The following is a 24,864-nucleotide window of genomic DNA, read 5'->3' as shown; positions in this document are numbered from 1 at the left end:
TGGGCGCCCATTCGCCCGCTTTAGGGAGGGGAAACCTATGAATGCACTGACCCTGGTGTTCGTGACACTGTGCGTGTTCGCGCTCGCCTACCGCTACTACGGCCTCTTCCTGGCCCGGAAAGTCCTCACCGTGGATCCGGACCGGGTGCCCCCCGCCATCGCCATGGCGGACGGCCACGATTACCACAAGACCAACAAATACGTGCTCTTCGGGCACCACTTCGCGGCCATCGCCGCGGCCGGACCCCTGCTCGGTCCCGTCCTGGCGGCCCAGTTCGGCTGGCTCCCCGGCACCCTCTGGATCATCATCGGCTGCGTCCTGGGCGGCGCCGTCCACGACATGGTGGTGCTCTTCGCGTCGGTGCGGTACAAGGGCCGGAGCCTGGCCCACATCGCCGAGAACGAGATCGGGCGCAGGGCGGGCACGGTGGCCTCCTTCGCCATCCTGTTCATCCTCATCCTGACCCTGGCGGGCCTCTCCATCGGGGTGGTGAACGCCCTCTTCAACAGCCCCTGGGGCACGTTCACGGTCCTCGCCACCATCCCCATCGCCCTCTACATGGGCGTGCACATGTACATCCTGCGCAAGGGCGACGTGGCCGGGGCCAGCGCCATCGGCGTGGTCCTGCTCTTCCTCACCCTCCTGGCCGGCCCCTACGTGGCCCACAACCCCACCTGGGCGCGCCTGCTGACCTTCACCAAGCCCCAGCTCTCCATCATCATCCCCCTCTACGGCTTCGCGGCCTCGGCCCTTCCGGTCTGGCTGCTGCTCTGCCCCCGCGACTACCTCTCCACCTACCTGAAGCTGGGCGTGATCGTCATGCTGGTGGGCGGCATCGCCTGGGTCCACCCCCGCCTCGAGATGGCCAGCCTGACGCCCTTCGTCCACGGCGGCGGCCCCATCATCCCCGGCAGCGTCTTCCCCTTCATCTTCATCACCATCGCCTGCGGCGCCCTGAGCGGTTTCCACGCCATCATCGGCACGGGCACCACGCCCAAGATGATCGCCAGCGAGAAGGACATCCTCTTCGTGGGCTACGGCGCGATGCTCGTCGAGGGCGTCGTGGCCATCATGGCCCTCATCGCGGCCTGCGTGCTGCTGCCCTCCGACTACTTCGCGATCAACGCCCTGCCCAAGGCCTACGCGGCCCTCCACATGACCCCCGTGCACCTGCCGGCCCTGGGCCAGGCGGTGGGCGAGCAGCTCCAGGGCCGCCCCGGCGGCGCCGTCTCCCTCGCCGTGGGCATGTCCTACATCTTCAGCAGCATCCCTTTCATGAAGGCGCTCACGGCCTACTGGTACCATTTCGCCATCATGTTCGAGGCCATCTTCATCCTGACGGCGGTCGACACCGGCACCCGCGTGGGCCGCTACATGCTCCAGGAGATGTTCGGGAAGGTCTGGCCCCGCTTCGAGGAGAAGAAGTGGATGCCGGGGATCATCATCACCAGCCTCCTGTTCACCGGCGCCTGGGGCTACCTGGTCTACACCGGCGACATCTCCACCATCTGGCCCCTGTTCGGCATGGCCAACCAGCTCCTGGCCACCTGCGCCCTGATCGTCGGCACCACGATGCTGATCCGGCACGGCAAGGCGAAGTACGCCTGGACCACCGCCATCCCCGGCCTCTTCATGATCCCGGTGACCGCCACCGCGGGCGTCCAGAACATCCTCCACAACTACCTGCCCAAGGGGCTCTGGCTCCTCGTGGTCTTCTCCGTCGTCCTGATGGTCCTCATGGCCATCGTCTTCGTGGAGGCCTTCGTGCGCTGGTTCCAGCTGCTCCGCATCAAGGAGCGGATCCAGGACCGGCACGGGGTGCTCGTCCTCGTCGAGACCGAAGAATAGCGGGTCGACCGGGAGCCGGTCCGGACCGGGGTGCGCCCGGCCCGGACCGGCTCCCGGCCTGTACCGTCCCCCGCGGCCCCAGGTCCCCCTGCCGGATGTGGCCATTCTGTGACAATCACCCTTGACGCCGCCCCCCCGGCATCCCTGAATGGTCAGATGCGCCCCGCGGCTCCGCGGGGTGGCCCCCCGGGAGCGGGACATGGATGGTGGACGGATGGTCATGCCTGTGAAAGCCCTCAAAACCGCCCTGGCGGGCGTCATCCTGGCGATGGCCTGGGCCTGCGGCGGGGGGGGCGGAGGCACGCCCGACGTGGCGCCGACCCTCAGCGTCCAGCCTGCCGACTTGGCGGTGAACCCCGGGGACCCCGCCACCTTCTCGGTGACGGCCACGGGAACGGCCCCCCTGACCTACCAGTGGCGGAAGGGCGGAGCGGCCCTCTCCGGCGCCACCGCGGCCACCTACACCCTGGCCGCCGCGGCCGCCTCCGACGCGGGCGCCTACGACGTGGTGGTCTCCAACAAGGCCGGTTCCGTCACCAGCCGGAGCGCGACGCTCACCGTCAAGACCGTGGCCCCGACGATCACCACCCAGCCCGTCGGCGGCGAGGTCTTCAGCGGCAACGCCTTCACCCTGCTCGTGGCCGCCAGCGGGACGGCCCCCCTCACCTACCAGTGGTCCAAGGACGGCACGGCCCTCGCCGGCGCCACCGACGCGCGCTACTTCCTCGCCGCGACCGCCGTGTCCGATTCCGGGACCTACACCTGCAAGGTGACCAACGCCGCCGGCTCCGCCACCAGCAACGCGGCCGTCCTGTCCGTCATGCCGCCCACCACCTTCGACCTGACCATCGACACGATGTACATCGTGCAGTCCACCCAGGACTACGCGGGCACCGTGCCCCTGGTGGCCGGGAAGGACGGCCTGCTGAGGGTCTTCGTGAAGGCCACCGAGGCCAACACCGCCAAGCCCCAGGTCCGGGTCCGCCTCTACAACGGCGCCACCCTCCTCCAGACCTGGACCATCCAGGCCCCGGGCGCCTCCGTGCCCACGGTCATGGATGAATCGAGCCTGGCCGGATCCTGGAACCTCCCCCTCGCCGGAAGCTTCATCCAGCCCGGGTATTCGATCCTCGCCGACGTGGATCCCGGCGGGACCATCCTCGAGCAGTCCAAGCTCAACAACGCCTACCCCACGTCGGGCAGTCCCCTGCCCCTCACGGTCAGCACGGTGCCCACCTGGGCCGTCACCCTCATCCCCATCACCCAGGGGGGCCTCACGGCGAACCTCACCGCCGACAACCTGGGCAAGTGGACCACGCGCCTGGGCCTCATCGCCCCGGTGGCCACCCTGGACGTGAAGCTGGGCGCCGCCTACACCACGTCGACCACCCTCTCCAGCGACGGCACGGGCTGGTCCGCCCTGCTGGCCGAACTCGAGGCCAAGCGCATCGCCGACGGCGTCCAGGCCAGCCGGTACTACTTCGGCGCCGTGGCGACCTCGTACGCCTCCGGCACCGCGGGCCTCGGGTACGTCCCCGGCGCCGCGGCCACCACCGGCTACCGCTCCGCCCTCGGCTGGGACAAGACCGGCTACTCGGACGGCGGCAACTACCCCGAAGTCCTCGCCCATGAAGTGGGCCACAACTTCGGCCGGAACCACGCGCCCTGCGGCAACCCCGGCAACGTGGACACCGCCTACCCCTACGCCGGGGCCCAGCTCGGCGTCTACGGCTACAACACCGCCACGGGGCTCGTCCAGGACGCCAAATCGACGCTGGACATCATGAGCTACTGCCACCCCCTCTGGATCAGCGACTACACCTTCAAGGGAATGCTGACCTGGCGCCTGGCCAGCGGCCTCGGCGACGTGGTCACGGCGGGCGCCGCCGTCCAGGACGGCCTGCTCGCGTGGGGCCGCACCGAAGGCGGCGCCTGGATCCTGGAGCCCGCCTTCCGGGTGCGGGGCGTCTTCAATCCCGGGTCCGGCCCCCACGCCGTCCAGGCCGTGGACGCCGAGGGCCGGGAAGTGGCCGCCGTGGAGGTGGACACGGCCGCCGTCGGCTGCGGGAACGACCCCGCGGAGCGCGCCTTCGCGGTCTTCATCCCCCTCGGGACCGGCGATTTCGACCGGATCCACGCCATCCGCCTGAAGACCGGCTCCCAGGTGCTGGCCACCCGCCAGGCGGGCCCCACCACCGCCGGGGTCGCGGAGCTGCGCGTCCTGCCCAGCGGAGGGGCCACCCTGCGCTGGACGTCCGGCCACCCCGCAGCCCTGGTGCGCAGCCCGCGGACGGGGGAAGTCCTGGCCATCGCCCGGGACGGCGCCGTCGACATCCCGGCCGCCCAGGAGGTGGACGTCCAGCTCAGCGACGGGGTGCACACCCGCCAGCTCCACCTCAAGCCGGCCCAGGCGGTGCCCACCTCCCTGGACTGAGCACCCGATAGCCTCTTCATCAATCGATCAATCAACCCCCTCCGGCGCCGGATGGCGACCTTCGCAGCTGGCGCAGCGGCAACCCACCTGCCGTTCCGGAGGGGCTTGATTTGTTGATGAATGTACAATATCGACCTTGGAGAAGCCCACGATCGGGCTAGCATGTAGGCTCCAGACCGAGTGGCTGTCCGGGACCCTGGTTCCGTGCGGTGGTTGGGTCTGATGGGGCGGCATGGGGCCGGTCCCGAGGTCTTTGGCTTTACGGTCAGGTCGTGCGCCGAGGGAGGCGTTGGGCCGGTCGTATTGTGAATCCGTCGAGGTGAGGCATGCGAAAGGGTTGGATCGTCAACGGGCTGGCGGGAGGCGCTGTGGGCATCGCCGCCCTCCTGGGGTGCAAGTCCGCCCCCCCTCCGGCCATGACCTCGGAAGTGGCCTTTGTGGTCATCCAGCCCCGCAAGGCGGCGCTGACCACCGAACTGCCCGGCCGGACCGCCCCCTACCAGGTGGCCGAGGTGCGGCCCCAGGTGAACGGCCTCATCCAGAAGCGGCTCTTCGAGGAGGGCACGGACGTCAAGGAAGGGGCCGTCCTCTATCAGATCGACCCGGTGCCCTACCAGGCGGCGCTTGACCAGGCGAAGGCCACCCTGGCCGCCGCCCAGGCCAACCTGCCCGCCATCCGCGCCCGGGCCGAGCGCACCAAGGGGCTCGCGGAGGCCAAGGCCGTGGGCCAGCAGGAAGCGGACGAGGCCCAGGCGGCCTTCCTCCAGGCCCAGGCCGCCGTGGCCGCGGGCAAGGCGGCCGTGAGCAACGCCGAGTTCAACCTGGCCAATACCCCCATCAAGGCCCCCATCCAGGGCCGCGCCGGCAAGTCCAGCGTCACGGTGGGCGCCCTGGTGACCGCTTATCAGCCGGCTTCCCTGGTGACCGTCACCCGCCTGGATCCCATCTACGTGGACGTGACCCAGTCCAGCGCCGAGCTCCTCCGCCTCCGCAAGCGCCTGGAGGGCGGCAAGCTCCACAGCGGCGACGGGGCCCGCAAGGCCAAGCTCATCCTCGAGGACGGCACGCCTTACCAGCTCGAGGGCCGCCTCCAGTTCCGCGATGTCACCGTCGACCCCTCCACCGGCGCCGTCACCCTGCGCATGGTCTTCCCGAACCCCAAGCAGGTGCTCCTCCCGGGCATGTTCGTGCGCGCGATCCTCGAGGACGGCGTCGACGACCAGGCCATCCTGGCCCCGCAGCAGGGCATCTCCCGCGACGCCAAGGGCAACGCCATCGCCCTGGTCCTGGACGCCTCCAACCGGATCGAGCAGCGCATCGTGAACCTGGACCGCGCCCTCGGCGACAGCTGGGTGGTCCAGTCCGGCCTCAACGCCGGCGATCGGCTCGTCGTCGAAGGCATCCAGAAGGTCCGCCCCGGCATGACCGTGAAGGCCGTGCCCTTCGCGCCCGCGGCCCAGCCCGCCGGGGCCCAGAAGTAGGGAGCGCTCCATGGCACGTTTCTTCCTCGACAGGCCCGTCTTCGCCTGGGTCATCGCCATCGCGATGATGCTGGCGGGGGCGCTGGCCATCTACCAGCTCCCCATCTCCCAGTACCCGCCCATCGCCCCGCCCTCCATCTCGATCACCGCCTCCTACCCGGGCGCCTCCGCCAAGACCGTGGAGGACAGCGTGGTCCAGATGATCGAGCAGAAGATGACCGGTCTGGACAAGATGCTCTACATGTACTCGACGAGCGATTCGGCGGGTAATGCCCAGATCACCCTCACCTTCGCGCCCGGCACCGATCCCGACACCGCCTGGTCCAAGGTCCAGAACAAGCTCCAGATCGCCATGCCCAGCCTGCCCACCGTGGTGCAGCAGCGGGGCGTGTCGGTGTCCAAGTCCACGCGCAACTGGCTGATCATCCTGGGCATCACGTCCAAGGACGGCAGCATGGACAACGCCGACCTCAACGACTACGCCATCTCCAAGCTCCAGTCCGTCCTCGCCCGCGTGCAGGGCGTGGGCGAAGTGGAGGTGTTCGGGTCCGGCTACGCCATGCGCCTCTGGTTCGACCCCGACAAGCTCACCAAGTTCGGCCTGACCTCGGACGATGTGGTCGCGGCGGTCTCCCGCAACAACGTGGAAGTGTCCGCCGGCCAGCTGGGCGGCGCCCCTTCGGTCCCCGGCCAGCGCCTCAACGCGTCCATCCTCGTCCAGTCCATGCTGACGACGCCCGACCAGTTTGCCGCCATCCCCATCCGCACCAATCCCGACGGTTCCGTCATCCGGGTGCGGGACATCGGGCGGGCCGAGCTGTCGTCCGAAGCCCCCGACATGATCATGAAGTACAACGGGCGACCGTCCGGCATGCTGGCCATCCGCCAGGAGGCCGGCGCCAACGCCCTGGACACGGCCAACCGCATCAAGGCCAAGATGAAGGAGCTGTCGGCCTTCTTCCCCGCGGGCGTGGAGGTGGTCTACCCCTACGACACCACGCCCTTCGTGAAGGTGGCCATCAACGAGGTGGTCAAGACCCTCTTCGAGGCCATCGTCCTCGTGTTCCTGGTGATGTACCTCTTCATGGGCAACATCAGGGCCACCCTCATCCCGACCATCGCCGTGCCCGTCGTGATCCTGGGCACCTTCGGCGTGCTGGCGGCCCTGGGCTACTCCATCAACATGCTCACCATGTTCGCCATGGTGCTCGCCATCGGCCTGCTGGTGGACGACGCCATCGTCGTGGTGGAGAACGTGGAGCGCGTCATGGGCGAGGAGGGCCTCGGGCCGTGGGAGGCCACCCGGAAGTCCATGGACGAGATCCAGAGCGCCCTGGTCGGCATCGGCCTCGTGCTCTCCGCCGTGTTCGGCCCCATGATCTTCTTCCCCGGGTCCACCGGCGTCATCTACCGCCAGTTCTCCATCACCGTCATCGCCTCCATGATGCTGTCCGTGGTGGTGGCCCTCGTCCTCACCCCCGTGCTCTGCGCCTCGCTGCTCAAGCCGGTGGAGAAGGGGCATGAGGCCTCGGAATCCGGCTTCAAGCTGTTCCGGCCCTTCTTCGTGTGGTTCGACCGGTTCTTCTTCAAGGGCCGCGACCGCTACATGGAGATCGTGAAGGGCATCCTGGGCCGCAAGACCCGCTGGGTCGCCGCCTTCGGCGTGATCCTCGCAGCCATGGCCGTCTTCTACCTGCGGATGCCCACCGGCTACCTCCCCGACGAGGACCAGGGCACCCTCATGGCCATGGTCCAGCTGCCCGTGGGGTCCACCCTCGAGCAGACCGAGGCCGTGATGTCCAAGGTCCGCCAGCACTTCCTCGAGGACCAGAAGGAGGCCGTCGCCTCCATCCTCACCGGCGCGGGCATGGGCTTCTCCGGCCGGGGCCAGAACCAGGGCCTCGCCTTCATCAAGCTCAAGGACTGGGAGCTCCGCAACAAGCCCGGCCTCCGGGCCAAGGACGTGGCCGGCAAGGCCATGGCGGCCCTCGGCGGCATGCGGGGCGCCATCATCTTCGCCTTCCCGCCCCCCGCCGTCTCCGAGCTCGGCAACGCGACCGGCTTCGACTTCATGCTGCAGGACCGGGGCGACCTGGGCCACGCCAAGCTGACCGAGGCCCAGAACATGCTCCTGGGCATGGCCGCCAAGGATCCCCGCCTCGCCCGGGTCCGCCCCAACGGCATGGCCGACGTGCCCCAGTACAAGGTCGACATCGACATCCAGAAGGCCGAGGCCCTCGGCGTATCCGTCACCACGGCCCAGAACTACATCTCCGCGGCCTTCGGCAGCGCCTATGTGGGCAACTTCGTGCAGGGCGGCCAGGTGAAGCGGGTCTACACCCAGGCCGACGCGCCCTTCCGCATGGGGCCCGAGGACCTGAACCGCCTGCGCGTGCCCAACCGCCAGGGGACGCTGGTGCCCCTCTCGGCCATCGCCACGGGCCGGTGGGTCTACGGCTCCCCGCGCCTGGAGCGCTACAACGCCTTCCCGGCCATGAACATCCAGGGCGAGCCCAGCGCCGGGCACTCCAACGGCGAGGCCATGAACGCCATGGAGGAGATCGTGAAGAAGCTCCCCGCCGGCGTCGCCTCCGAGTGGACCGGGCTCAGCTACCAGCAGCGCATGTCGGAATCCCAGGCGGGCCTGCTGTACGGCTTCTCCATCCTGGCCATCTTCCTCGTGCTCGCGGCCCTCTACGAGAGCTGGACGGTGCCCATCACCATCCTGCTGGCCCTGCCCCTCGGCGTCATCGGAGGCGTGCTCGCGGCGAGCCTGCGCGGCATGCCCAACGACGTCTACTTCCAGATCGGCCTCCTGACCGTGCTGGGCCTCACCACCAAGAACGCCATCCTCATCGTGCAGTTCGCCAAGGGCAACATGGAGCAGGGCATGTCGCTCCTGGACGCCACGCTGGAGGCCGCCAAGCTGAGGCTCCGCCCCATCCTGATGACCTCCATGGCCTTCGGGTTCGGCGTGCTCCCGCTGGCCATCGCCAGCGGCGCCGGCGCCGGCGCCCAGAAGGCCATCGGCACCAGCGTGCTGGGCGGCATGATCACCGCCACCTTCCTGGCGATCTTCTTCATCCCCCTGTTCTACGTGCTGGTCGTGCAGTTCTTCGGAAGGAAGAAGCAGGCGCCGGCGGCGGAGGAGGCCTGACATGCGCGCGACACCCCTCCTTCCCCTCCTGGGCCTGCTCCTCGTGGGCTGCAACCTGGCCCCCCGCTACACCCGTCCCGCCGCGCCCGTCCCCGCCGCCTTCCCCGGCGCGGGGGCCGCCGCCGAGACGCCCGAGGTGCCCTGGACCTCCTTCTTCACCGCCCCCGGCCTCCAGGGCGTCATCCGCCAGGCCCTGGCCAACAACCGGGACCTGCGCGCCGCCAGCTTCAACGTGGAGCGGGTCCAGGCGGCCTACCGCATCCAGCGCGGGGCCGTGTGGCCCAGCGCCGGCGTCATGGCCAGCGGGGACAAGTACCGTCTGCCGGAGAAGCTGAACAACGGCACGGCGAAGTACGTCGAGCAGGACAGCGTCCAGTTCGGCATCCTCTCCTGGGAGATCGACTTCTTCGGCCGCCTCCGCAGCCTCAAGGACCAGGCCCTCGCCCAGTTCCTGGCCACCGAGCAGGCCCGGGAAGCCGCCCGGCTTTCCCTGGTGTCCGCCACGGCCCAGGCCTGGCTGACCCTGGCCGCCGACCAGGAGAACCTGCGCCTGGCCCAGGGCACCTGGGAGACCCAGAAGGGCACCTTCGACATGATCAAGGCGCGCAACGCGGCGGGCCTGGCCTCCGACCTGGACCTGCGCCAGGCGGAAAGCCAGGTGGAAGCCGCCCGGGCCGACCTGGCCCGCTTGAAGGGTCAGGTGGCCGCCGACGGCAATGCCCTCGAACTCCTGGCCGGCGGCAAGGTCCCCCAGGACCTGCTGCCCCAGGGGCTGGACGCCGCCGGCGACTTCAAGGACGTGCCCGCGGGCCTGCCCTCCCAGGTCCTGCTCCGCCGGCCCGACATCCGCGCCGCGGAATACCAGCTCATGGCCGCCAACGCCAACATCGGCGCGGCCCGGGCCGCCTTCTTCCCCCGGGTGAGCCTCACGGCGGGCATCGGCACCCTCAGCCCCTCCGTCTCCGACCTCTTCGGGTCGGGCACCCGCACCTGGAGCTTCGCGCCCCAGATCGTGAGCCCCATCTTCGCCGGCGGCTCCCTGATCGCCGGGGTGGACGCAGCCAAGGCCGGGCGGGACATGGCCCTGGCCCAGTATGAAGGTGCCATCCAGGCCGGCTTCCGGGATGTGGCCGACGGCCTCGCCCGCCGAGCCGCCCTCGTGGAGCAGGTGGACGCCCAGCAGGCCCTGGTCACGGCCCTCCAGAAGGCCTACGAGCTCTCCGACCTCCGCTACAAAGCGGGGCTGGACGGCTACCTGAACGTGCTCGTCGCCCAGCGGTCGCTCTATGCGGCCCAGCAGGGCCTCGTCGCCACCCGCCTCGCCGCCAAGGTGAACCAGGTGGCCCTGTACAAGGCCCTGGCCGGCCAGATCTGACGGCCCAGGTCCCCGACCTTTCCCCGGTTCCCGCGGCCCGCCGCGGGGCCGGGGAAAACCATGAAGGGCCGACCCGGCTGAGGCCGCCTTCGGGTCAGGCGACCTCGGCGAGGGGACGGCGCAGGCGAAGGTGCGCGCAGGCCAGGAGCCGGCCCAGGGTCAGGGCCAGGGCCGCCGCCAGGGTGCCGCGCCAGCCGAAGCCCAGCACCAGGACGGACATGGCCAGGGCCAGGCCGGCGATCTCCAGGGCGGTGGCCTCGGTGATGGGCCGGGTCCGGCGGGCGAGGATGAACCGGGCCCGCTGCCAGCTCAGCGCGTATTCCAGGGCCGGGTAGGCCAGGAGCAGGCGGGTGGGAACGAGCACGAAGGGCAGCAGGGCGGGCTCCAGGCCCAGGATCCGCAGGAACCACACCCGGGCCAGGGGCGTGAAGGCGAGGAGGGCCAGGAGCCCCGTGGCGGCGCAGGCCAGCAGGCCCGCCGCGCGCCGCACCTGGGGCGAGGGCCCGCCCCCGGGCGCCTTAAGGGCCACGCCCACCTCCTGGAAGGCCACGCCACCGCTCCGGAAGAAGAAATTGAAGGCCTGGACCACGGGCCACGCGGCCAGACAGGGAACGGGATCCGCCCCCCGGCCCATGAACAGGATGAGGATGGGCCCCACCGACATGGACAGCATGGAGGTGAGGGCCAGGGGGAAGTAGAAGCGGGCGAGTTCCCCCAGGGGGGGCTCCGCGCCGCCGGCGGCGGCCAGCAGGTCCCGCACCGCATGACGGGCCATGTACCGGGCGGCCGCGGCCTCCCCCACCACGCCGGCGCTGAGGGCCAGGGCCCCGATCCAGGCCCCGGGCAGGCGGGTGAAGGCGGCCAGGGCGGCGGCGGTCACGGACATGGCTGCCAGGCGCACCAGGGTCCCCGAGGCCACCCGGCCCGTATGGCCGCGCCGCACCAGGAGCCCCTGGTAGAACCGGCGGATGCCGATGGCCGCCGGCCAGGGAAGGAGGAGCAGGGTGGCGCCGTGGGCCAGGCCGGCCACCGCCTCGGGCAGGCCCATGACCCGCAGGGCGAGGAAGGCGAACACCGGCGGCAGGACGATGAGCACCAGGAGGGCCGTCACGCCCGCGTTGAGCAGGCCCGCGAAGCGGCGCAGGGCCAGGAAGCTGGGCCGGTCCTGGGCCAGGGCGGTGGAGGCGGACAGGAGCATGATGATGGGCGACTCGGCCAGCCACGCGAGGCTGAAGGCGAGGCCGAAGGCGGCCAGGTTGATCACCGGGGCGCCCAGCCGGGCCACCACGGCCGACAGGTAGGGTCCCTCGACGGACATCATGAGCCAGGTGGCCGCCAGGGGCAGCCAGAAGGCGAGAATGCTGCGGATGCGCAGGGGAACCTCCGGACCAAACCCTCATGTTACTATGCTTGCCCGGCGCCGGCCCCCGCGGATCCGCCGTTCGCCGGGGCCGGCGCGCGCTTGGGCGGCGCCCGGAGCCCCCCGGGGCCTCGCCGCACCCCTGTCCCGCGAGGGAGGTGCGCATGCGGGCAGTCATCCTGCACCGGGGATTCAAGACGTGGGGCGGGGCCGAGGCCCTCGCCCTGGCCCAGGCCCGGGACCTGCGGACGGCGGGCGTCGACGTCCACCTCGTCGCCCTGGAGGTCGACGCGGCCACCTGGGGCCCCGCCCTGGACGGCCTCCCCTTCCACCAGGTCCCCCGGCGGCACTGGACGGACTTCCCCTTCCTGCTGGACCGGCGGGCCCGGTTGGCCAGGCTGGCGGGGCGGGTGGAGGCCACCCTCCGGCGCCTGGCGCCCGACGTGGTGCTGGCCCACAACCCTCCGGCCCCGGCCCTCCTGGGCGCGCTGGACACCCCGGCCCGGAAGCTCTGGTACTGCCACGAGCCGCCCCGGGGCCTCTACCCCCGGCAAACCAACCGCCGGCTGCTGGAGGCCTCGCGGGCCGGCCTCCTCGCCGCCCAGCAGCCGCTGATCCGCGCCCTGCGGCGGGACCTGGGGCGCGACGCGCGCGGCGGTCCCTTCTGGGCCCGGCGCCTGGGCTTCGACCAGGAGGGTGTCGCCGCCCTGGGCGCCATCGCCGCCAACAGCGCCTACACCCGAACGAGCGTCTCGTCGGCCTACGGTGGTCGCCAGGCCGAGGTCCTCTACCCCGCCGTGGGGCTGGCGCCGGCGCCCCATCTGCCGGGCATCGACCGCACCGGCCTCCAGGTGATGGTCCAGACCCGCCTGGAGCTGTTGAAGAACGTGGAGACGGTGCTCCGGGGCTTCCGCCTGGCCCTCGCGCGCCTGGGACCCATGCCCCGCCTCCACGTGGTGGGGGACGGATCCCAGCGGGCGGCCCTGGAGGCGCTGGCCCTGGAGCTGGGCCTCCGGGACCGGGTCACCTTCCATGGTTTCCTGCCCGCCGACCGCCTCGCCGACCTGCGGAGGGCCTGCGATGTGTTCGCCTTCCTGCCCTGGGACGAGCCCTTCGGCCTGGTCTTCCCGGAGGCGGCCGCGGCGGGCATGCTGCTCGTGGGGCCGGACCACGGCGGCCCCTGGGAGATCCTGGCCGGAGGCGAGTTCGGGTGGTGCGTGGCCCCCCATTCCCCGGTGGCCCTGGCCGAAGCCCTCGTCGCCGCCTTCCGGTTGCCCGACGGCGAGGCGGAGCGCCTGCGCTGGCGGGCCCACGAGGCCTGCCAGGCGCGGTTCTCGCCCGGCGTCACGTTGCCCGCCTTCCGGCGCTGGGTGGCCGAGGCGGGCTGAGCCCGCCGCCGCGTTCCGCGAAGGCGCGGTGCGCGGGTTCCGCGCGGGGAGGGACCTCCCCCTACGGCTTCCGCGGCGCGGTGAAGATCCCGTTGGGCTGGTCGAACTGGACCTCGGTGGCGGGCCCCGCCCCGGGCAGGGTGAACTGCACGAAGAAGGACGGCAGGCCCTTGATGGCGAAGCGGGTGCCCCGCAGGGGCTCCAGCTCGCGGGTGGCCTGGCCCTTCACGTCCAGGGAGAGCACCTGGCCCCGCAGGAAGACGCGGGCCTCGGTCTGGCTGCCCAGCACGTACGTGCCCTCGAAGCGCGCCAGGAAGGCGGGATCGGAGAGGCGCGCCTCCGCCTTCCGGACGAAGCGGATGGGGGCCACCGCGGGCTCCAGCCCCATGGCCAGGGCGTCGATGTCGCCGTCCAGGCCCGTGAGGAACTGGAGCTTCTGGTCCTCGAAGACCGGATCCTCGGCCTTGAGGCCGTTGAAGACGTCGTAGTGCCAGTGCTCGAAGGGGGTGCGGATGCCGTTGCAGGCCAGGACGAGGCGGCCGCCCTCGAGGGTCACGGTGGCGGTCCCGTAGCCGGGGTGCTCGTAGGTCCCGGCGTAGTCGGCCAGGGGATGGCTGGGCGCGGTGCCGGGCTTCCGGGCCATGCGCTTCCGCGCCTCGCCCTCCCGGGCCTTGGCCAGGGCCTCGCGCTTCTGGGCCAGGCCCTCGCCGCTCCAGTCGCGGGCCTCCAGGCCCAGGAGCCGGTCGATGATCACGCGGGGGAGGAGGTCCCGGGCCGCGGTGCCGCCGAGGTTGGCCAGGACCACGATGCCCAGGCCGTCGGAGGGCAGGAGCATGGCCATGGCCGAGAAGCCGTCGATGTTGCCGCCGTGGTAGACCCGCAGGTGGCCCCGGTAGACGTCCGTGAACCAGCCCGGGGCGTAGCCGCCGGGGACCACCTCGGGCTGGGTCTGGGGGGCCCCCGTGAGCATGCGGGGGGTGTGCAGGAAGGTCAGGCTGGCCGGGCTCAGGACCTGGCGGCCCCCGACGCGGCCGTCGCCCAGGTGCAGCTTGAGCCAGGCGGCCATCTCCCGGGCGGAGGCGTTGATGGCGCCCGCGGGGCCGACGTTGGTGATGTTGCGCATGGGCACCAGGCGGATGGAACCGTCCTTCTCCTCCTCGTAGGGCTCGGAGAAGTCGGCGTCCTTGCGGGAGTCGGCCACGGAGAAGTTGGCCCGGTCCATGCCCAGGGGGCGGAAGACCCGCGCGCGGACGTTCTCCTCCCAGGCGGCCCCGGACACCACCTCCGTGAGGTAGCCGGCGGTGAGGAACATGGCGTTGTTGTACTGGAAGTCCGTCCGGAAGTCCTTGTTGGGCTCCAGGTGGCGCAGGCGGCGCACCATGTCCTCGCGGCTCGCGGACGCGTTGTACCAGAGCATGTCGTGCCGGGGCATGCCGCTGCGGTGGGTGACCAGGTCCAGGGGCGTCATGCGGTCCGTGGCGACGGGATCCTGGAGGCGGAACCAGGGGATCCACGTGCGGACCGGGCTTTCCCACGACAGCCTGCCCTCGTCCACGAGGGAGGCCATCACGGCGGTGGTGAAGCTCTTGGTGACGGAGCCGATGGCCAGCAGGGTGTCCGCGGTCATCGGCAGCTTCCGGGCGGTGTCCCGCAGGCCGTAGCCCTTGGCGAGCACCACCTCGCCGCCCTTGACCACGGCCACCGACAGCCCCGGCACCTTCCAGTCGGCCCGGATGCGCTCGATCTCCGCGTCGAGCCCCTCCAGGACCCTGCGCGCGGCGTCGGCGGCGGCCCCGGCCCGCGCCAGGCGGAAGGGGAAGGTCCGTCCGCCCTGGGAGAACTGGCCCTGGAGGCCACCCGCGGCCAGCTCGCCCCGGAAGGCGGGCTCCCCGGGGATCCCCGGCAGGATGAAGGCCACCTTCCCGCCCCCCACCTGGAGGCGGTCCACGGCCAGGTCCTTGGCGCCCTGCTGGGGGATGGAGAGGCGCCCGGTCCAGGCGCCCGCCGCCTGCGCGAGCTCGAGCTGGACCTGGAGGGGGGACCCGGGGATCTCGATGGCCCCTTCCCAGCGTCCCGCGGGATCGGCCCCCTGGGCGCAGAGCAGGGCCGGCACGGCCAGGAGGAGGGCGGCGGGAAGGGTGCGCATGGGGACTCCGGGGGGTTGCCCCAGTCTACCGCCCGGAACCGCCCTCCTGGGACCTGCGGAAGCTCCGCCACAGGAGGAGGTCGTACACGATCTTGAGGGAGCCCGACAGGATGAAGGCGAAGCCGCCCAGGGCCGGGCTGGCCATGAGCTGCCCCGCCAGGACGGGGGCGACGGAGGCCCCCGTGGTCCGGGCGATGCCCGTGACGCCCGCGGCCGCGGAGCGCTCCGCCGGGTCCACCACCGCCATGGTGTAGGACTGGCGGGTCGGCACGTCCATCTGGGAGATGGAGAACCGGAGCAGCAGGACCGCCACGGCCAGGGGGAGGGTGGGCATGAGCGGCACCAGGATGAGGAGCACGTTGGAGGGGATGTGGGTGCACACCATCGTGTTGAGGAGCCCGATGCGGTCCGCGATGCGGGCGGCGAGCAGGGCCGAGATCCCGGCCAGCAGGTTGGCCCCGAAGAAGATGGACCCGAGCACCCCCGGCGGCACGCCGAAGCGGGCGTGGAACCACCAGGCCACGAGGCTCTGGATGACGAAGCCCCCGGCGAAGGCGTCCAGGGAGAAGAGGGCCGAGAGGCGGAGGACGGTGCCCCGGGACCGCCCCAGCCCCAGGCCACCCCGGGGGACCTCGGCCGGGGGGGCCTCCACCGCCGGGGAGACCCGCCGGAACAGGCCCGCCAGCAGGAGACCGCAGGCGCCGTAGGCCAGGATCAGGACCCGGTAGCTGGCCACCGGGGCCATGCCCCCCGCCTGGAGGAACTGGGCCGTCCAGCCGCCGGCGAGGGCCCCCAGGGCCGTGGCGAAACTGCCCGCCAGGTTGTACCAGGCGAAGACGGCGGTGCGCCGCTGGCCCGGCAGGACCTGGGCCAGGGAGGCCTGTTCGATGGCCAGGAAGGGCCCCACCTCGTTCCCCGAGGGGCTGAGCACCCCCAGGGTGGCGGCGGCCAGGAGCACCCAGAAATCCCCGCTGAGGGCGAAGGCCGCGCCGGCCCCGGCCATGAGGAGGGCCCCGCCGGCGAGGGTGCGCCGCCGGCCCCAGCGGTCCGCCCGGGTCGTCAGCAGCAGGGAGATGAGGGTGTCCCCCGCCAGGGTCAGGGTCAGGAGCAGGCCGATGCGGCCCTGCCCGAAGCCCAGCGCCGCCAGGTGCAGCACGAGCACCACCGACAGGAAGCCGTAGGCGGCCATGCGCAGGGCGCGGGTGAGGAAGAGAAGGCGGCCGTCCCGATCCAGATCCGTCATGGAAGATCCCGTGCTCGGCCGGAGGGGCTCCGGCGGGGCAGGATAGCACGGGGAGCTCCTTCGCCCGTCAGGGCGCGCCCTCCAGGACGGCCGCGACCCCGGGGCCCAGCACCTCCGCCAGCGCGGGGGCGGCGGCCTTGAGGAAGCTGCCCCGGCGCCAGGCGAGCACCACCGTGCGGAAGGGGACCGGGGCCGCCAGGGGGCGGACCCGCACGGGGGCCCGGCCCACCTCGGTGGCCACCGCGGTGCGGGGCAGCAGGGTGATGCCCATGCCGCTGGCCACCATCTGCACGAGGGTGGGCAGGCTGGTGGCGCGGTAGCCCAGCTCCTCCACCCGGGCGTTGGCGCAGGCGGACAGGGCCTGGTCCCGCAGGCAGTGGCCATCCTCCAGCAAGAGGAGGCGCTCCCCCTCCAGCCGGTCCAGGCCCACCGGGGCGCGGCCCCGGGCCAGGGGATGGGCGCGGGGCACGGCGAGGAGGAAGGGGTCCTCGCCCAGGGGCAGCCACTCCAGGTCCTCCAGGTCCGCCTCCAGGGCCAGGAGCGCCGCGTCCAGGCGGCCCTCCTGCAGGTCCGCGACGAGGGTGGGCGTGTGGGCCTCCGTCCACTGGGGCAGGAGGGCGGGGAAGGCCCGGCGGAGCCGGGCCGCCATCTCCGGCAGCAGGTAGGGCGCGAAGGTGGGGATGATGCCCAGGCGGAGCGTGCCCGCGAGGGGGTCCTGGTGGCGGCGGGCCTCCTCCACGAGGGACTCGGCCGCCGTCAGGATGGCCCGGGCCCGGGCCACCAGGGGCTCCCCGGCCGGGGTGACCACCACGCCGCGCCGTCCCCGGTCGAAGATCCGCACCCCCAGGGCCTCCTCCAGGGCGGCGATCTGGGTGCTGAGGGCGGGTTGGGCGACCGCGCAGAGCTCCGCCGCCCGCCGGAAGTGGCGCGTGTCCGCCACCGCGACGACGTACTGGAGCTGCCGGAGACTGAGGGGGAGGGGGGAAGGCATGTTCAAGGGCCCGCCCCACGAGTCTGACATCGACGCCCTCCTTCCGGGTAGGAGCCTCCCGGGCCGCGTCCGCCAAGTCCCTTGGATACGCCCGGCGCCCCAGGAGGCGAGGCCTCCGATGGACGTGCAGCGGCCGCTCCCCTCGGATGGACTTCAGGCCGTTTTGCGGACGCTGTTGCCTAGGGTGTGTTCGTAATCCAGGATAGTAATGGCTAATACCCATCCGTGCCGGAGCATGGGGGAGCTGGAATAGTGAGTCTGTGCTGCAGTGCCTGATGGCGCCGCGCATTCGCAGCATCCTATTGGAACGCGGAGGCGCGGAGGATCAATGAGGATCCGGAACGCTTGTCACCCTCCGCTCATAGCCTCAGCCAGATCACGATGCAGGCCAAAGCCACCTGGGCTGAGAAACTTCGCGCCGTTTTGTCGAACCTGGTGGCCAGCGCCCTGAACTGTTTGAGCTTGGCGAACCCATGCTCGATGGCATGGCGGGCCTTGTATAGGTGTGAGTCCCAGGCCGCCGGATTCTTGCGCCGGGGATGAGGTGGGATGACGGCTGTCGCACCCATGGCCTCGATCGCCTTCCTTACCGGGTTCCCATCGTAGGCCCGATCTCCGAACACGTACTCTGCCTGCCAACCGCACAGCAATCCTTCAGCAGACCGGCTTTCATGGGCTTGCCCCGGAGTGACCAGGAAATCCAAAGGATTACCGTGGGCATCGCAGATCAAATGGATCTTGGTCGAGCATCCACCCCGAGATCGTCCGAGCGCCTGGTTCCAGAGCCCCCCCTTTTGCCTGCTGAAGGTTGATGAGCGCGAAGGATGGTGCCATCCAGCATGACCCACTCCAGGTCGGCTTCCTTGCGCAGGAACTCCAGGATCCTTTGCCACACGCCGCGCTTGGTCCAGGCCTCAAATCGCGTGTACACGCTTGTCCAAGGTCCAAATTCCTCCGGCAGGTCCCTCCACGGCGCCCCAGTCCTGTGCCTCCACAGGATCGCCTCCACCATGGGACGGTTGGGGTGACGGGATCGCCCCATCCCTCCACGCTCTGGCGGAAGGAGCGGTTCAAGCTTTGCCCACATGGCATCGGTCAGGAAACTTCTCGGCATCGTTACCCCAGGAAAATTCGTGGTGTACGAGCCTTTACGTATGAGTACAAGTTAACTATTTATCTAATCTATAGATTCCGAACACAGCCTAGCTGCGCAGCCGGTCCTCGAAGGCCGTCAGGGCGGCCTTGGCGCCCTCGCCCATGGCGATGACGATCTGCTTGAAGGGCACGGTGCTGACGTCGCCCGCGGCGTAGATGCCGGGGACGCTGGTGCGGCAGTGGGGGTCGATGACGATCTCGCCGGAGCGGGCCGTCTCGACGAGGCCCTTCACCACGCCGCTGTTGGGGGCGAGGCCGATCTGGACGAAGACCCCCTCCAGGCCGATGAGGCGGCTTTCGCCGGTCCCGCGGTCCTCGACGCGCAGGCCGGTGACGCCGGCGCCGTCGCCCACCACCTCCTGGGTGCGGGCGTGGAGCACGATGTCCACGTTGGGGAGGCTCTTGAGCCGCTCCACCAGCACGTTGTCGGCCTTGAGCTCCGGGGCGAACTCCACCAGGGTGACGTGGCTGCAGATGCCGGCCAGGTCGATGGCGGCCTCCACGCCGGAGTTGCCGCCGCCCACCACGGCCACGGGGCGCCCCTTGTAGAAGGGGCCGTCGCAGTGGGGGCAGAAGGCCACGCCGCGGCCGATGTAGTCCTTCTCGCCGGGCACGCCCAGCTCGCGCCACTGGGCGCCGGTGGCCACGATGACGGCCGGGGCGCGCAGCACCTCGCCGCCCTGGAGGCGCACCTCCTTGACGGGGCCGTCGGTCACGGCCTCGGCCCGCCGGTGCTCCAGGATCTCGACCGGATAGGACGCCAGGTGGCGGGACAGGTCCGCCGCCAGCCGGGGCCCCTCGGTGCGGGGCACGGAGATGAGGTTCTCGATGCCCAGGGTGTCGAGGACCTGGCCGCCCACCTTCTGGGCCACCAGGGCCGTGCGCAGGCCCTTGCGGGCGCTGTAGATGGCCGCCGAGGCCCCGGCGGGGCCGCCGCCCAGGACGACCACGTCGAAGTCGCGGGCCTCGCCCGTCCCTGCCGCGGCCGCGTCGGTGCCGAAGTGGGCCTCCAGCTTCTCGAGGAGCTCCCCGAACGAGGCCTTGCCCACGTGGAGCAGGGTGTCGCCGGCGAACACGCTGGGCACGGCCTGCACCCCCAGGCGCTGGATCTCGTCCTCGGCCAGGCCTCCGTCCACCAGCTCGTGGCTGACGTCCGGGTGCAGGGTGGCCATGAGGTTGAGGGCCTGAACCACGTCGGGGCAGTTGGTGCAGGACAGGGAGATGTAGGTGCGGAGGCGGACCGGGCCGCGCAGGGCGCGGACCCGGGCCTGGATGCCCGCGTCGGGGAGCCGGCCCTTGCCGTCGGCGTTCAGCAGCGCCAGGATCAGCGAGCTGAACTCGTGGCCGCCCGGGACGCCGCGGAAGGCGATGCCCGTGGGCACGCCCTCGCGCAGCACCTCGAAGCGGACCGGATCGCCGGGCTCCCCCTCCTCCACCTGGATGCGCGGGCCGCAGGCGGCCACGTCGGCCAGCATCTCGCGGAGCTCGGCCCCCTTGGGGTGGTCGCCCGCCCCGATCCTCAGCTGGAGGGTGTGCTCCAGGGAGGCGAAGAGGGTGGTGAGCTGCTGTCGGATGTCCTGGTCGAGCATGGGGTCTCCTGGGTGCGCGTCGCGGGGAGGGATCAGATCTTGCCGACGAGGTCGAGGCCGGGCTTCAGGGTGGCTTCACCCGGCTTCCACTTGGCGGGGCAGACTTCGTTGGGGTGGCTGGCCACGAACTGGGCGGCCTGGACCTTGCGGAGCAGCTCGGCGGCGTTGCGGCCGATGCCGTTGTCGTGGATCTCGGCGAGCTTGATCTTGCCCTCGGGGGAAACGACGAAGGTGCCGCGGTAGGCCAGGCCCTCTTCCTCGATGTGGACGCCGAAGGCGCGGGTCAGGGTGCCGGTGGGATCCGCCAGCATCGGGTAGTTGATCTTGCGGATGGTCTCGGAGGCGTCATGCCAGGCCTTGTGGACGAAATGGGTGTCGGTGCTCACCGAGTAGACCTCGACGCCCAGCTTCTGGAACTCGCTGTAGAGATCGGCCATGTCGCCCAGCTCGGTGGGGCAGACGAAGGTGAAGTCGGCCGGGTAGAAGAAGAGGATGGACCACTTGCCGAGGAGGTCCTTGTGGGTGACGGGCTTGAAGGCGTCCTTGTGGTAGGCCTGGACCGCGAATTCGGGCAGCTGGGAATTGATGAGGGTCTGCATGGCGTCTCCTTGGAGGTCGGGGTCCCGTCGCGGGACTTCTCCAAGGTAGGCGGCGCATTCGATAAAATATAATTCAAAAATTCTGTGATTTTGATAATCAAAATGTATCACAGTGGCGGCCGGCATCTTGATGCCGTCTTGACGCCCGGCCCCCCCATCTTGACGCCACCTTGACGGCCCTGGGCCGACCCTGGGACCTGGGAGGTATCCCATGACCGCCTTGAGGTTCCTGGCCGGCGTGCTGGCCCTTGGCTTGGCTGCCTATCTGGTGGCCGCCCTGCTCCTGCCGGAGCGTTTCCAATGAGTCCGGTCTTCCTCCTCCTCGTCGGCGGGCTGGTGGTCCTCCTCCTGCTCCTGGGTCCGCCCCTGGGCGAGTACCTGGGGAACGTCCTGGAGGGCGAGCGTGTCCCCCTGGACCGGATCCTGGGCCCCCTGGAGCGCGGGCTGTACCGGGCCATGGGCCTCACGGCCGGGGACCGCATGGACTGGAAGCAGTACCTGGGCGCCCTCCTGGCCTTCAACGCCCTGGGCTTCGCCTTCCTCCTGGCCCTGCTCCGCCTCCAGGGCCACCTGCCCCTCGGCGCGGGCTTCCGCGGGATGGCCTGGCCCCTGGCCATCAACACCGCGGTCAGCTTCGTCACCAACACCAACTGGCAGGCCTACGCGGGCGAAGCCGCCCTGGGCCCGCTGGCCCAGGCCCTGGGGCTCACGGTCCAGAACTTCCTCTCCGCGGCCACGGGGATCGCGGTGATGGCGGCGGTGGCCCGGGGGATCCGGCGCCGCCGGTCCACGAACCTGGGCAGCTTCTGGGTGGACCTCGTGCGGACCACCCTCTACGTCCTGCTCCCCCTCGCCCTGCTCTTCGCGGTGTTCCTCGCCGGCCAGGGCGTGGTCCAGACCTGGGCCCCGGCCCTGCACGCGGCCTGGGTCGCCCCGCCGCCCCCGGGGGCCCCCGCCGAGCAGATCATCCCCCTGGGCCCCGCGGCCTCCCAGATCGCCATCAAGATGCTGGGAACGAACGGCGGCGGCTTCTTCGGGGCCAACGCCATGCACCCCTTCGAGAACCCCACGGCCCTGGCGAACCTGGCCCAGATCCTGGCGATCCTGGTCCTCCCCGCGGCCTGCTGCTTCACCTTCGGCAAGATGGTGCGGGACCGCCGCCAGGGCCGGGCCGTCTTCGCGGCCATGACCCTGCTGCTGCTCATGCCCACCTTCCTGGCGGGCTGGGCCGAGGCGCGCACCCCCGCCCCCCTCCTCCAGCCCGGCATCGTCCGCGCCGCGGGGAACCTCGAGGGCAAGGAGGCCCGCTTCGGCGTCGAGACCTCGGCGCTGTGGTCCACCGCCACCACCGCCGCCAGCAACGGGTCCGTCAACGCCCAGCACGACGCCATGGCCCCCCTCTCGGGGCTGGCCCAGATGGTGCTGATGCAGATCGGCGAGGTGGCCTTCGGCGGCGTCGGGTCGGGGGTCTACGGCATGCTCGTCTTCGTGGTGATCGCGGTCTTCGTTTCGGGCCTCATGGTGGGCCGGACCCCGGAGTACCTGGGCAAGAAGGTGGAGGCCTTCGAGATGAAGATGGCCTCCCTCGTCGTGCTCATCCCCTCCGCGGTGATCCTCGCGGGCGCCGCGGCCACCGTCCTCCACCCGGATGTGATGCGCTGGATCAGCGCGTCCGGACCCCACGGGTTCAGCCAGGTCCTCTACGCGTGGACGAGCGCGGCTGCCAACAACGGCAGCGCCTTCAACGGCCTCACCGCGGACGTGCCCTTCCTCGACCTGGGCCTCGCGCTGGCCATGGCCATCGGACGATTCGCGCCCATCGCGGCCGTCCTCGCCCTCGCGGGGGCCCTCGCCGCCAAGAAGCGCACGCCCCCCGGGCCCGGCACCCTGCCCACCCACAGCCCCTTCTTCGCGGGCCTCCTGGTGGCCATCGTGCTGCTCGTGGGCGCCCTCACCTTCCTTCCGGCCCTGGCGGTGGGACCGCTGGCCGAACATCTCGCCCAGATCCGGCAGGTGATCCCATGAGTGAACGCACTTCCCCCGACCTCCTGCGGGGCCCCCTCCTCCGCCGGGCCCTCCTCGACGCCTTCCGGAAGCTCGACCCGCGGCACCAGATCCGCAACCCCGTCATGTGCGTGGTGTGGGTGTGCAGCGTGTTCGTGAGCCTCCTATGGCTGCACAGCCTGGGCGGCCACGGCGAGGCCCGGCCGGGCTTCATCCTCCAGATCGCCCTGTGGCTCTGGTTCACCCTCTACTTCGCCAACGCCGCCGAGGCCCTCGCCGAAGGGCGGGGCAAGGCCCAGGCCGACGCCCTCCGCGCCAGCCGCCGCCAGGTCACCGCCAAGAAGCTGGCCAAGGCCGGCCGCAGGGACTGGACCCCCGCCGACAGCGCCGCCCTGGACGTGGGCGACCTGGTGCTGGTGGAGGCCGGCGACACCATCCCCCTGGACGGGGAGGTGGTGGAGGGCATCGCCAGCGTGAACGAGGCCGCCGTCACCGGCGAGAGCGCCCCCGTCATCCGCGAGAGCGGCGGCGACCGCTCCGCGGTCACGGGCGGGACCGAGGTGCTGTCCGACTGGATCGTGGTGCGGGTCACCCACCGCTCGGGCGATAGCTTTCTGGACCGCATGATCGCCATGGTGGAGGGCGCCAAGCGCCGCAAGACCCCCAATGAGATCGCCCTGGACATCCTCCTGGCCGCCCTCACCCTGGTCTTCCTCCTGGCGGTGGCGACCCTCCTGCCCTTCAGCCAGCACGCCGTCCGGGCCGCCGGCAGCGGCTCCCCCATCCAGCTCACCGTCCTGGTCTCGCTCCTGGTGTGCCTCATCCCCACCACCATCGGCGGCCTCCTCAGCGCCATCGGCATCGCGGGCATGGACCGCATGATCCGGGCCAACGTCATCGCCACCTCGGGCCGGGCCGTGGAGGCCGCCGGGGACGTGGACGTGCTCCTCCTGGACAAGACGGGGACCATCACCCTGGGCAACCGGGAGGCGGTCGCCTTCCTCCCGGCCCCCGGGGTGGACCAGGACGCCCTGGCCGAGGCCGCCCAGCTGGCCTCCCTGCCGGACGAGACCCCCGAGGGCCGCAGCGTCGTCGTCCTCGCCAAGGAGGCCTGCGGCCTCCGGGAGCGGGACCTCCAGGGCCTGCACATGACCTTCGTGCCCTTCACCGCCCAGACGCGCATGAGCGGGGTGGACCTGGAGGGCCGCCGCATCCGCAAGGGGGCCACCGAGGCCGTCGCGGCCTGGATCCAGGCCGAGGGCGGGACCTTCCCCCCCGAGGTGCGGGAGGCCGCGGACGCCGTGGCCCGGGAGGGGGGCACGCCCCTCGTCGTCGCCGAGGGCGGCCGGGCCCTGGGGGTCATCCAGCTCAAGGACATCGTGAAGGGCGGCATCCGGGAGCGCTTCGCCGAGCTCCGCCGCATGGGCATCAAGACCGTCATGGTCACCGGCGACAACCCCCTCACCGCCGCGGCCATCGCCGCCGAGGCCGGGGTGGACGACTTCCTCGCCCAGGCCACGCCGGAGCGGAAGCTGCGCCTGATCCGCGACTACCAGGCCGGAGGCCGGCTCGTCGCCATGACCGGGGACGGCACCAACGACGCCCCCGCCCTGGCCCAGGCCGACGTGGCCGTGGCCATGAACACGGGCACCCAGGCCGCGAAGGAGGCCGGGAACATGGTGGACCTGGATTCCAACCCCACGAAGCTCATCGAGATCGTCCGGATCGGCAAGCAGATGCTCATGACCCGCGGCTCCCTCACCACGTTCAGCATCGCCAACGACGTGGCCAAGTACTTCGCCATCCTCCCGGCGGCCTTCCTCCTCACCTACCCCCAGCTCCGGGCCCTGGACGTCATGCGCCTGCACAGCCCGGAGAGCGCGGTGCTGTCGGCGGTGATCTTCAACGCCCTCATCATCGTGGCCCTCATCCCCCTCGCCCTGCGGGGCGTGGCCTTCCGGACCCTGCCCGCGGCGGAGCTGCTGCGCCGGAACCTCCTGGTCTACGGCCTGGGCGGGCTCGCGGTCCCCTTCGTGGGGATCAAGGCGCTGGACCTGGCCGTCACCGCGCTCCACCTCGTCTGAAGGGAGGCC

15 protein-coding genes and 1 pseudogene are annotated in these 24,864 nt (G+C 71.2%); 9 read left to right on the top strand and 7 right to left on the bottom strand.

Going from position 1 to position 24,864, the window contains the following annotated elements; translation table 11 throughout:
• The first annotated feature begins 37 nt into the window (after nucleotides 1-37).
• From R2J75_RS02755 to R2J75_RS02735, 5 genes are all read left to right on the top strand, one after another.
• Nucleotides 38-1,849 (top strand): carbon starvation CstA family protein, encoded by a 1,812-nt coding sequence (locus tag R2J75_RS02755; RefSeq protein ID WP_316411029.1) that lies wholly within the window; start codon nucleotides 38-40, stop codon nucleotides 1,847-1,849.
• Nucleotides 1,850-2,069: 220 nt separating this feature from the next.
• Nucleotides 2,070-4,283: an immunoglobulin domain-containing protein gene (locus tag R2J75_RS02750; RefSeq protein ID WP_316411028.1), complete on the top strand. Its 2,214-nt coding sequence runs from the start codon at nucleotides 2,070-2,072 to the stop codon at nucleotides 4,281-4,283.
• Between the two features lie 326 nt (nucleotides 4,284-4,609).
• Nucleotides 4,610-5,764 carry an efflux RND transporter periplasmic adaptor subunit gene (locus R2J75_RS02745; RefSeq protein ID WP_316411027.1) on the top strand — a complete coding sequence of 385 codons (1,155 nt, stop codon included), beginning with the start codon at nucleotides 4,610-4,612 and terminating at the stop codon, nucleotides 5,762-5,764.
• A 10-nt stretch (nucleotides 5,765-5,774) separates the two neighbouring features.
• Entirely contained in the window at nucleotides 5,775-8,921 is a 3,147-nt protein-coding gene (locus R2J75_RS02740; RefSeq protein ID WP_243334608.1) for an efflux RND transporter permease subunit, read from the top strand.
• A 1-nt stretch (nucleotide 8,922) separates the two neighbouring features.
• Nucleotides 8,923-10,296 carry an efflux transporter outer membrane subunit gene (locus R2J75_RS02735; RefSeq protein ID WP_243334606.1) on the top strand — a complete coding sequence of 458 codons (1,374 nt, stop codon included), beginning with the start codon at nucleotides 8,923-8,925 and terminating at the stop codon, nucleotides 10,294-10,296.
• A gap of 94 nt (nucleotides 10,297-10,390) precedes the next feature.
• Here R2J75_RS02735 and R2J75_RS02730 read toward each other — a convergent pair whose 3' ends face one another.
• Nucleotides 10,391-11,617 carry a hypothetical protein gene (locus R2J75_RS02730; protein ID WP_316411026.1) on the bottom strand — a complete coding sequence of 409 codons (1,227 nt, stop codon included), beginning with the start codon at nucleotides 11,615-11,617 and terminating at the stop codon, nucleotides 10,391-10,393.
• Nucleotides 11,618-11,820: 203 nt separating this feature from the next.
• Here R2J75_RS02730 and R2J75_RS02725 point away from each other — a divergent pair, with 203 nt between their 5' ends.
• The gene (locus R2J75_RS02725; protein WP_316411025.1) at nucleotides 11,821-13,044 is read left to right on the top strand and encodes a glycosyltransferase family 4 protein; all 1,224 of its coding nucleotides are present in this window, start codon (nucleotides 11,821-11,823) and stop codon (nucleotides 13,042-13,044) included.
• A gap of 61 nt (nucleotides 13,045-13,105) precedes the next feature.
• Here the strand turns inward: R2J75_RS02725 and R2J75_RS02720 are convergent, their stop codons facing one another.
• The 6 genes and pseudogenes from R2J75_RS02720 to ahpC form a co-directional block, all read right to left on the bottom strand.
• The gene (locus tag R2J75_RS02720) at nucleotides 13,106-15,190 is read right to left on the bottom strand and encodes a serine hydrolase (RefSeq protein ID WP_316411024.1); all 2,085 of its coding nucleotides are present in this window, start codon (nucleotides 15,188-15,190) and stop codon (nucleotides 13,106-13,108) included.
• A gap of 25 nt (nucleotides 15,191-15,215) precedes the next feature.
• Nucleotides 15,216-16,433: an MFS transporter gene (locus R2J75_RS02715; RefSeq protein WP_243334598.1), complete on the bottom strand. Its 1,218-nt coding sequence runs from the start codon at nucleotides 16,431-16,433 to the stop codon at nucleotides 15,216-15,218.
• Between the two features lie 67 nt (nucleotides 16,434-16,500).
• Entirely contained in the window at nucleotides 16,501-17,424 is a 924-nt protein-coding gene (locus tag R2J75_RS02710) for a LysR substrate-binding domain-containing protein (RefSeq protein WP_243334596.1), read from the bottom strand.
• Between the two features lie 359 nt (nucleotides 17,425-17,783).
• A pseudogene (locus R2J75_RS02705) lies at nucleotides 17,784-18,511 on the bottom strand (IS5 family transposase).
• Nucleotides 18,512-18,626: 115 nt separating this feature from the next.
• Complete coding sequence (ahpF, locus tag R2J75_RS02700) at nucleotides 18,627-20,168, bottom strand: alkyl hydroperoxide reductase subunit F (RefSeq protein ID WP_243334291.1); 1,542 nt, start codon at nucleotides 20,166-20,168, stop codon at nucleotides 18,627-18,629.
• A 32-nt stretch (nucleotides 20,169-20,200) separates the two neighbouring features.
• Nucleotides 20,201-20,767: an alkyl hydroperoxide reductase subunit C gene (ahpC, locus tag R2J75_RS02695; RefSeq protein ID WP_243334290.1), complete on the bottom strand. Its 567-nt coding sequence runs from the start codon at nucleotides 20,765-20,767 to the stop codon at nucleotides 20,201-20,203.
• 211 nt (nucleotides 20,768-20,978) lie between these two features.
• Here ahpC and kdpF point away from each other — a divergent pair, with 211 nt between their 5' ends.
• The 3 genes from kdpF to kdpB are packed head-to-tail and all read left to right on the top strand — an operon-like array spanning nucleotide 20,979 to nucleotide 24,855.
• Entirely contained in the window at nucleotides 20,979-21,071 is a 93-nt protein-coding gene (gene kdpF, locus R2J75_RS02690; RefSeq protein WP_243334289.1) for a K(+)-transporting ATPase subunit F, read from the top strand.
• Nucleotides 21,068-22,792: a potassium-transporting ATPase subunit KdpA gene (kdpA, locus tag R2J75_RS02685; protein WP_243334288.1), complete on the top strand. Its 1,725-nt coding sequence runs from the start codon at nucleotides 21,068-21,070 to the stop codon at nucleotides 22,790-22,792. Before kdpF ends, kdpA begins: the two co-directional genes overlap by 4 nt.
• Complete coding sequence (kdpB, locus tag R2J75_RS02680; RefSeq protein ID WP_243334287.1) at nucleotides 22,789-24,855, top strand: potassium-transporting ATPase subunit KdpB; 2,067 nt, start codon at nucleotides 22,789-22,791, stop codon at nucleotides 24,853-24,855. Before kdpA ends, kdpB begins: the two co-directional genes overlap by 4 nt.
• The last annotated feature ends 9 nt before the right edge of the window (nucleotides 24,856-24,864 follow it).

Origin of the sequence: Mesoterricola sediminis (genome assembly GCF_030295425.1) — a bacterium.
GTDB classification, from domain to species: domain Bacteria; phylum Acidobacteriota; class Holophagae; order Holophagales; family Holophagaceae; genus Mesoterricola; species Mesoterricola sediminis.
This window is presented reverse-complemented; position numbering and strand designations above follow the sequence as displayed.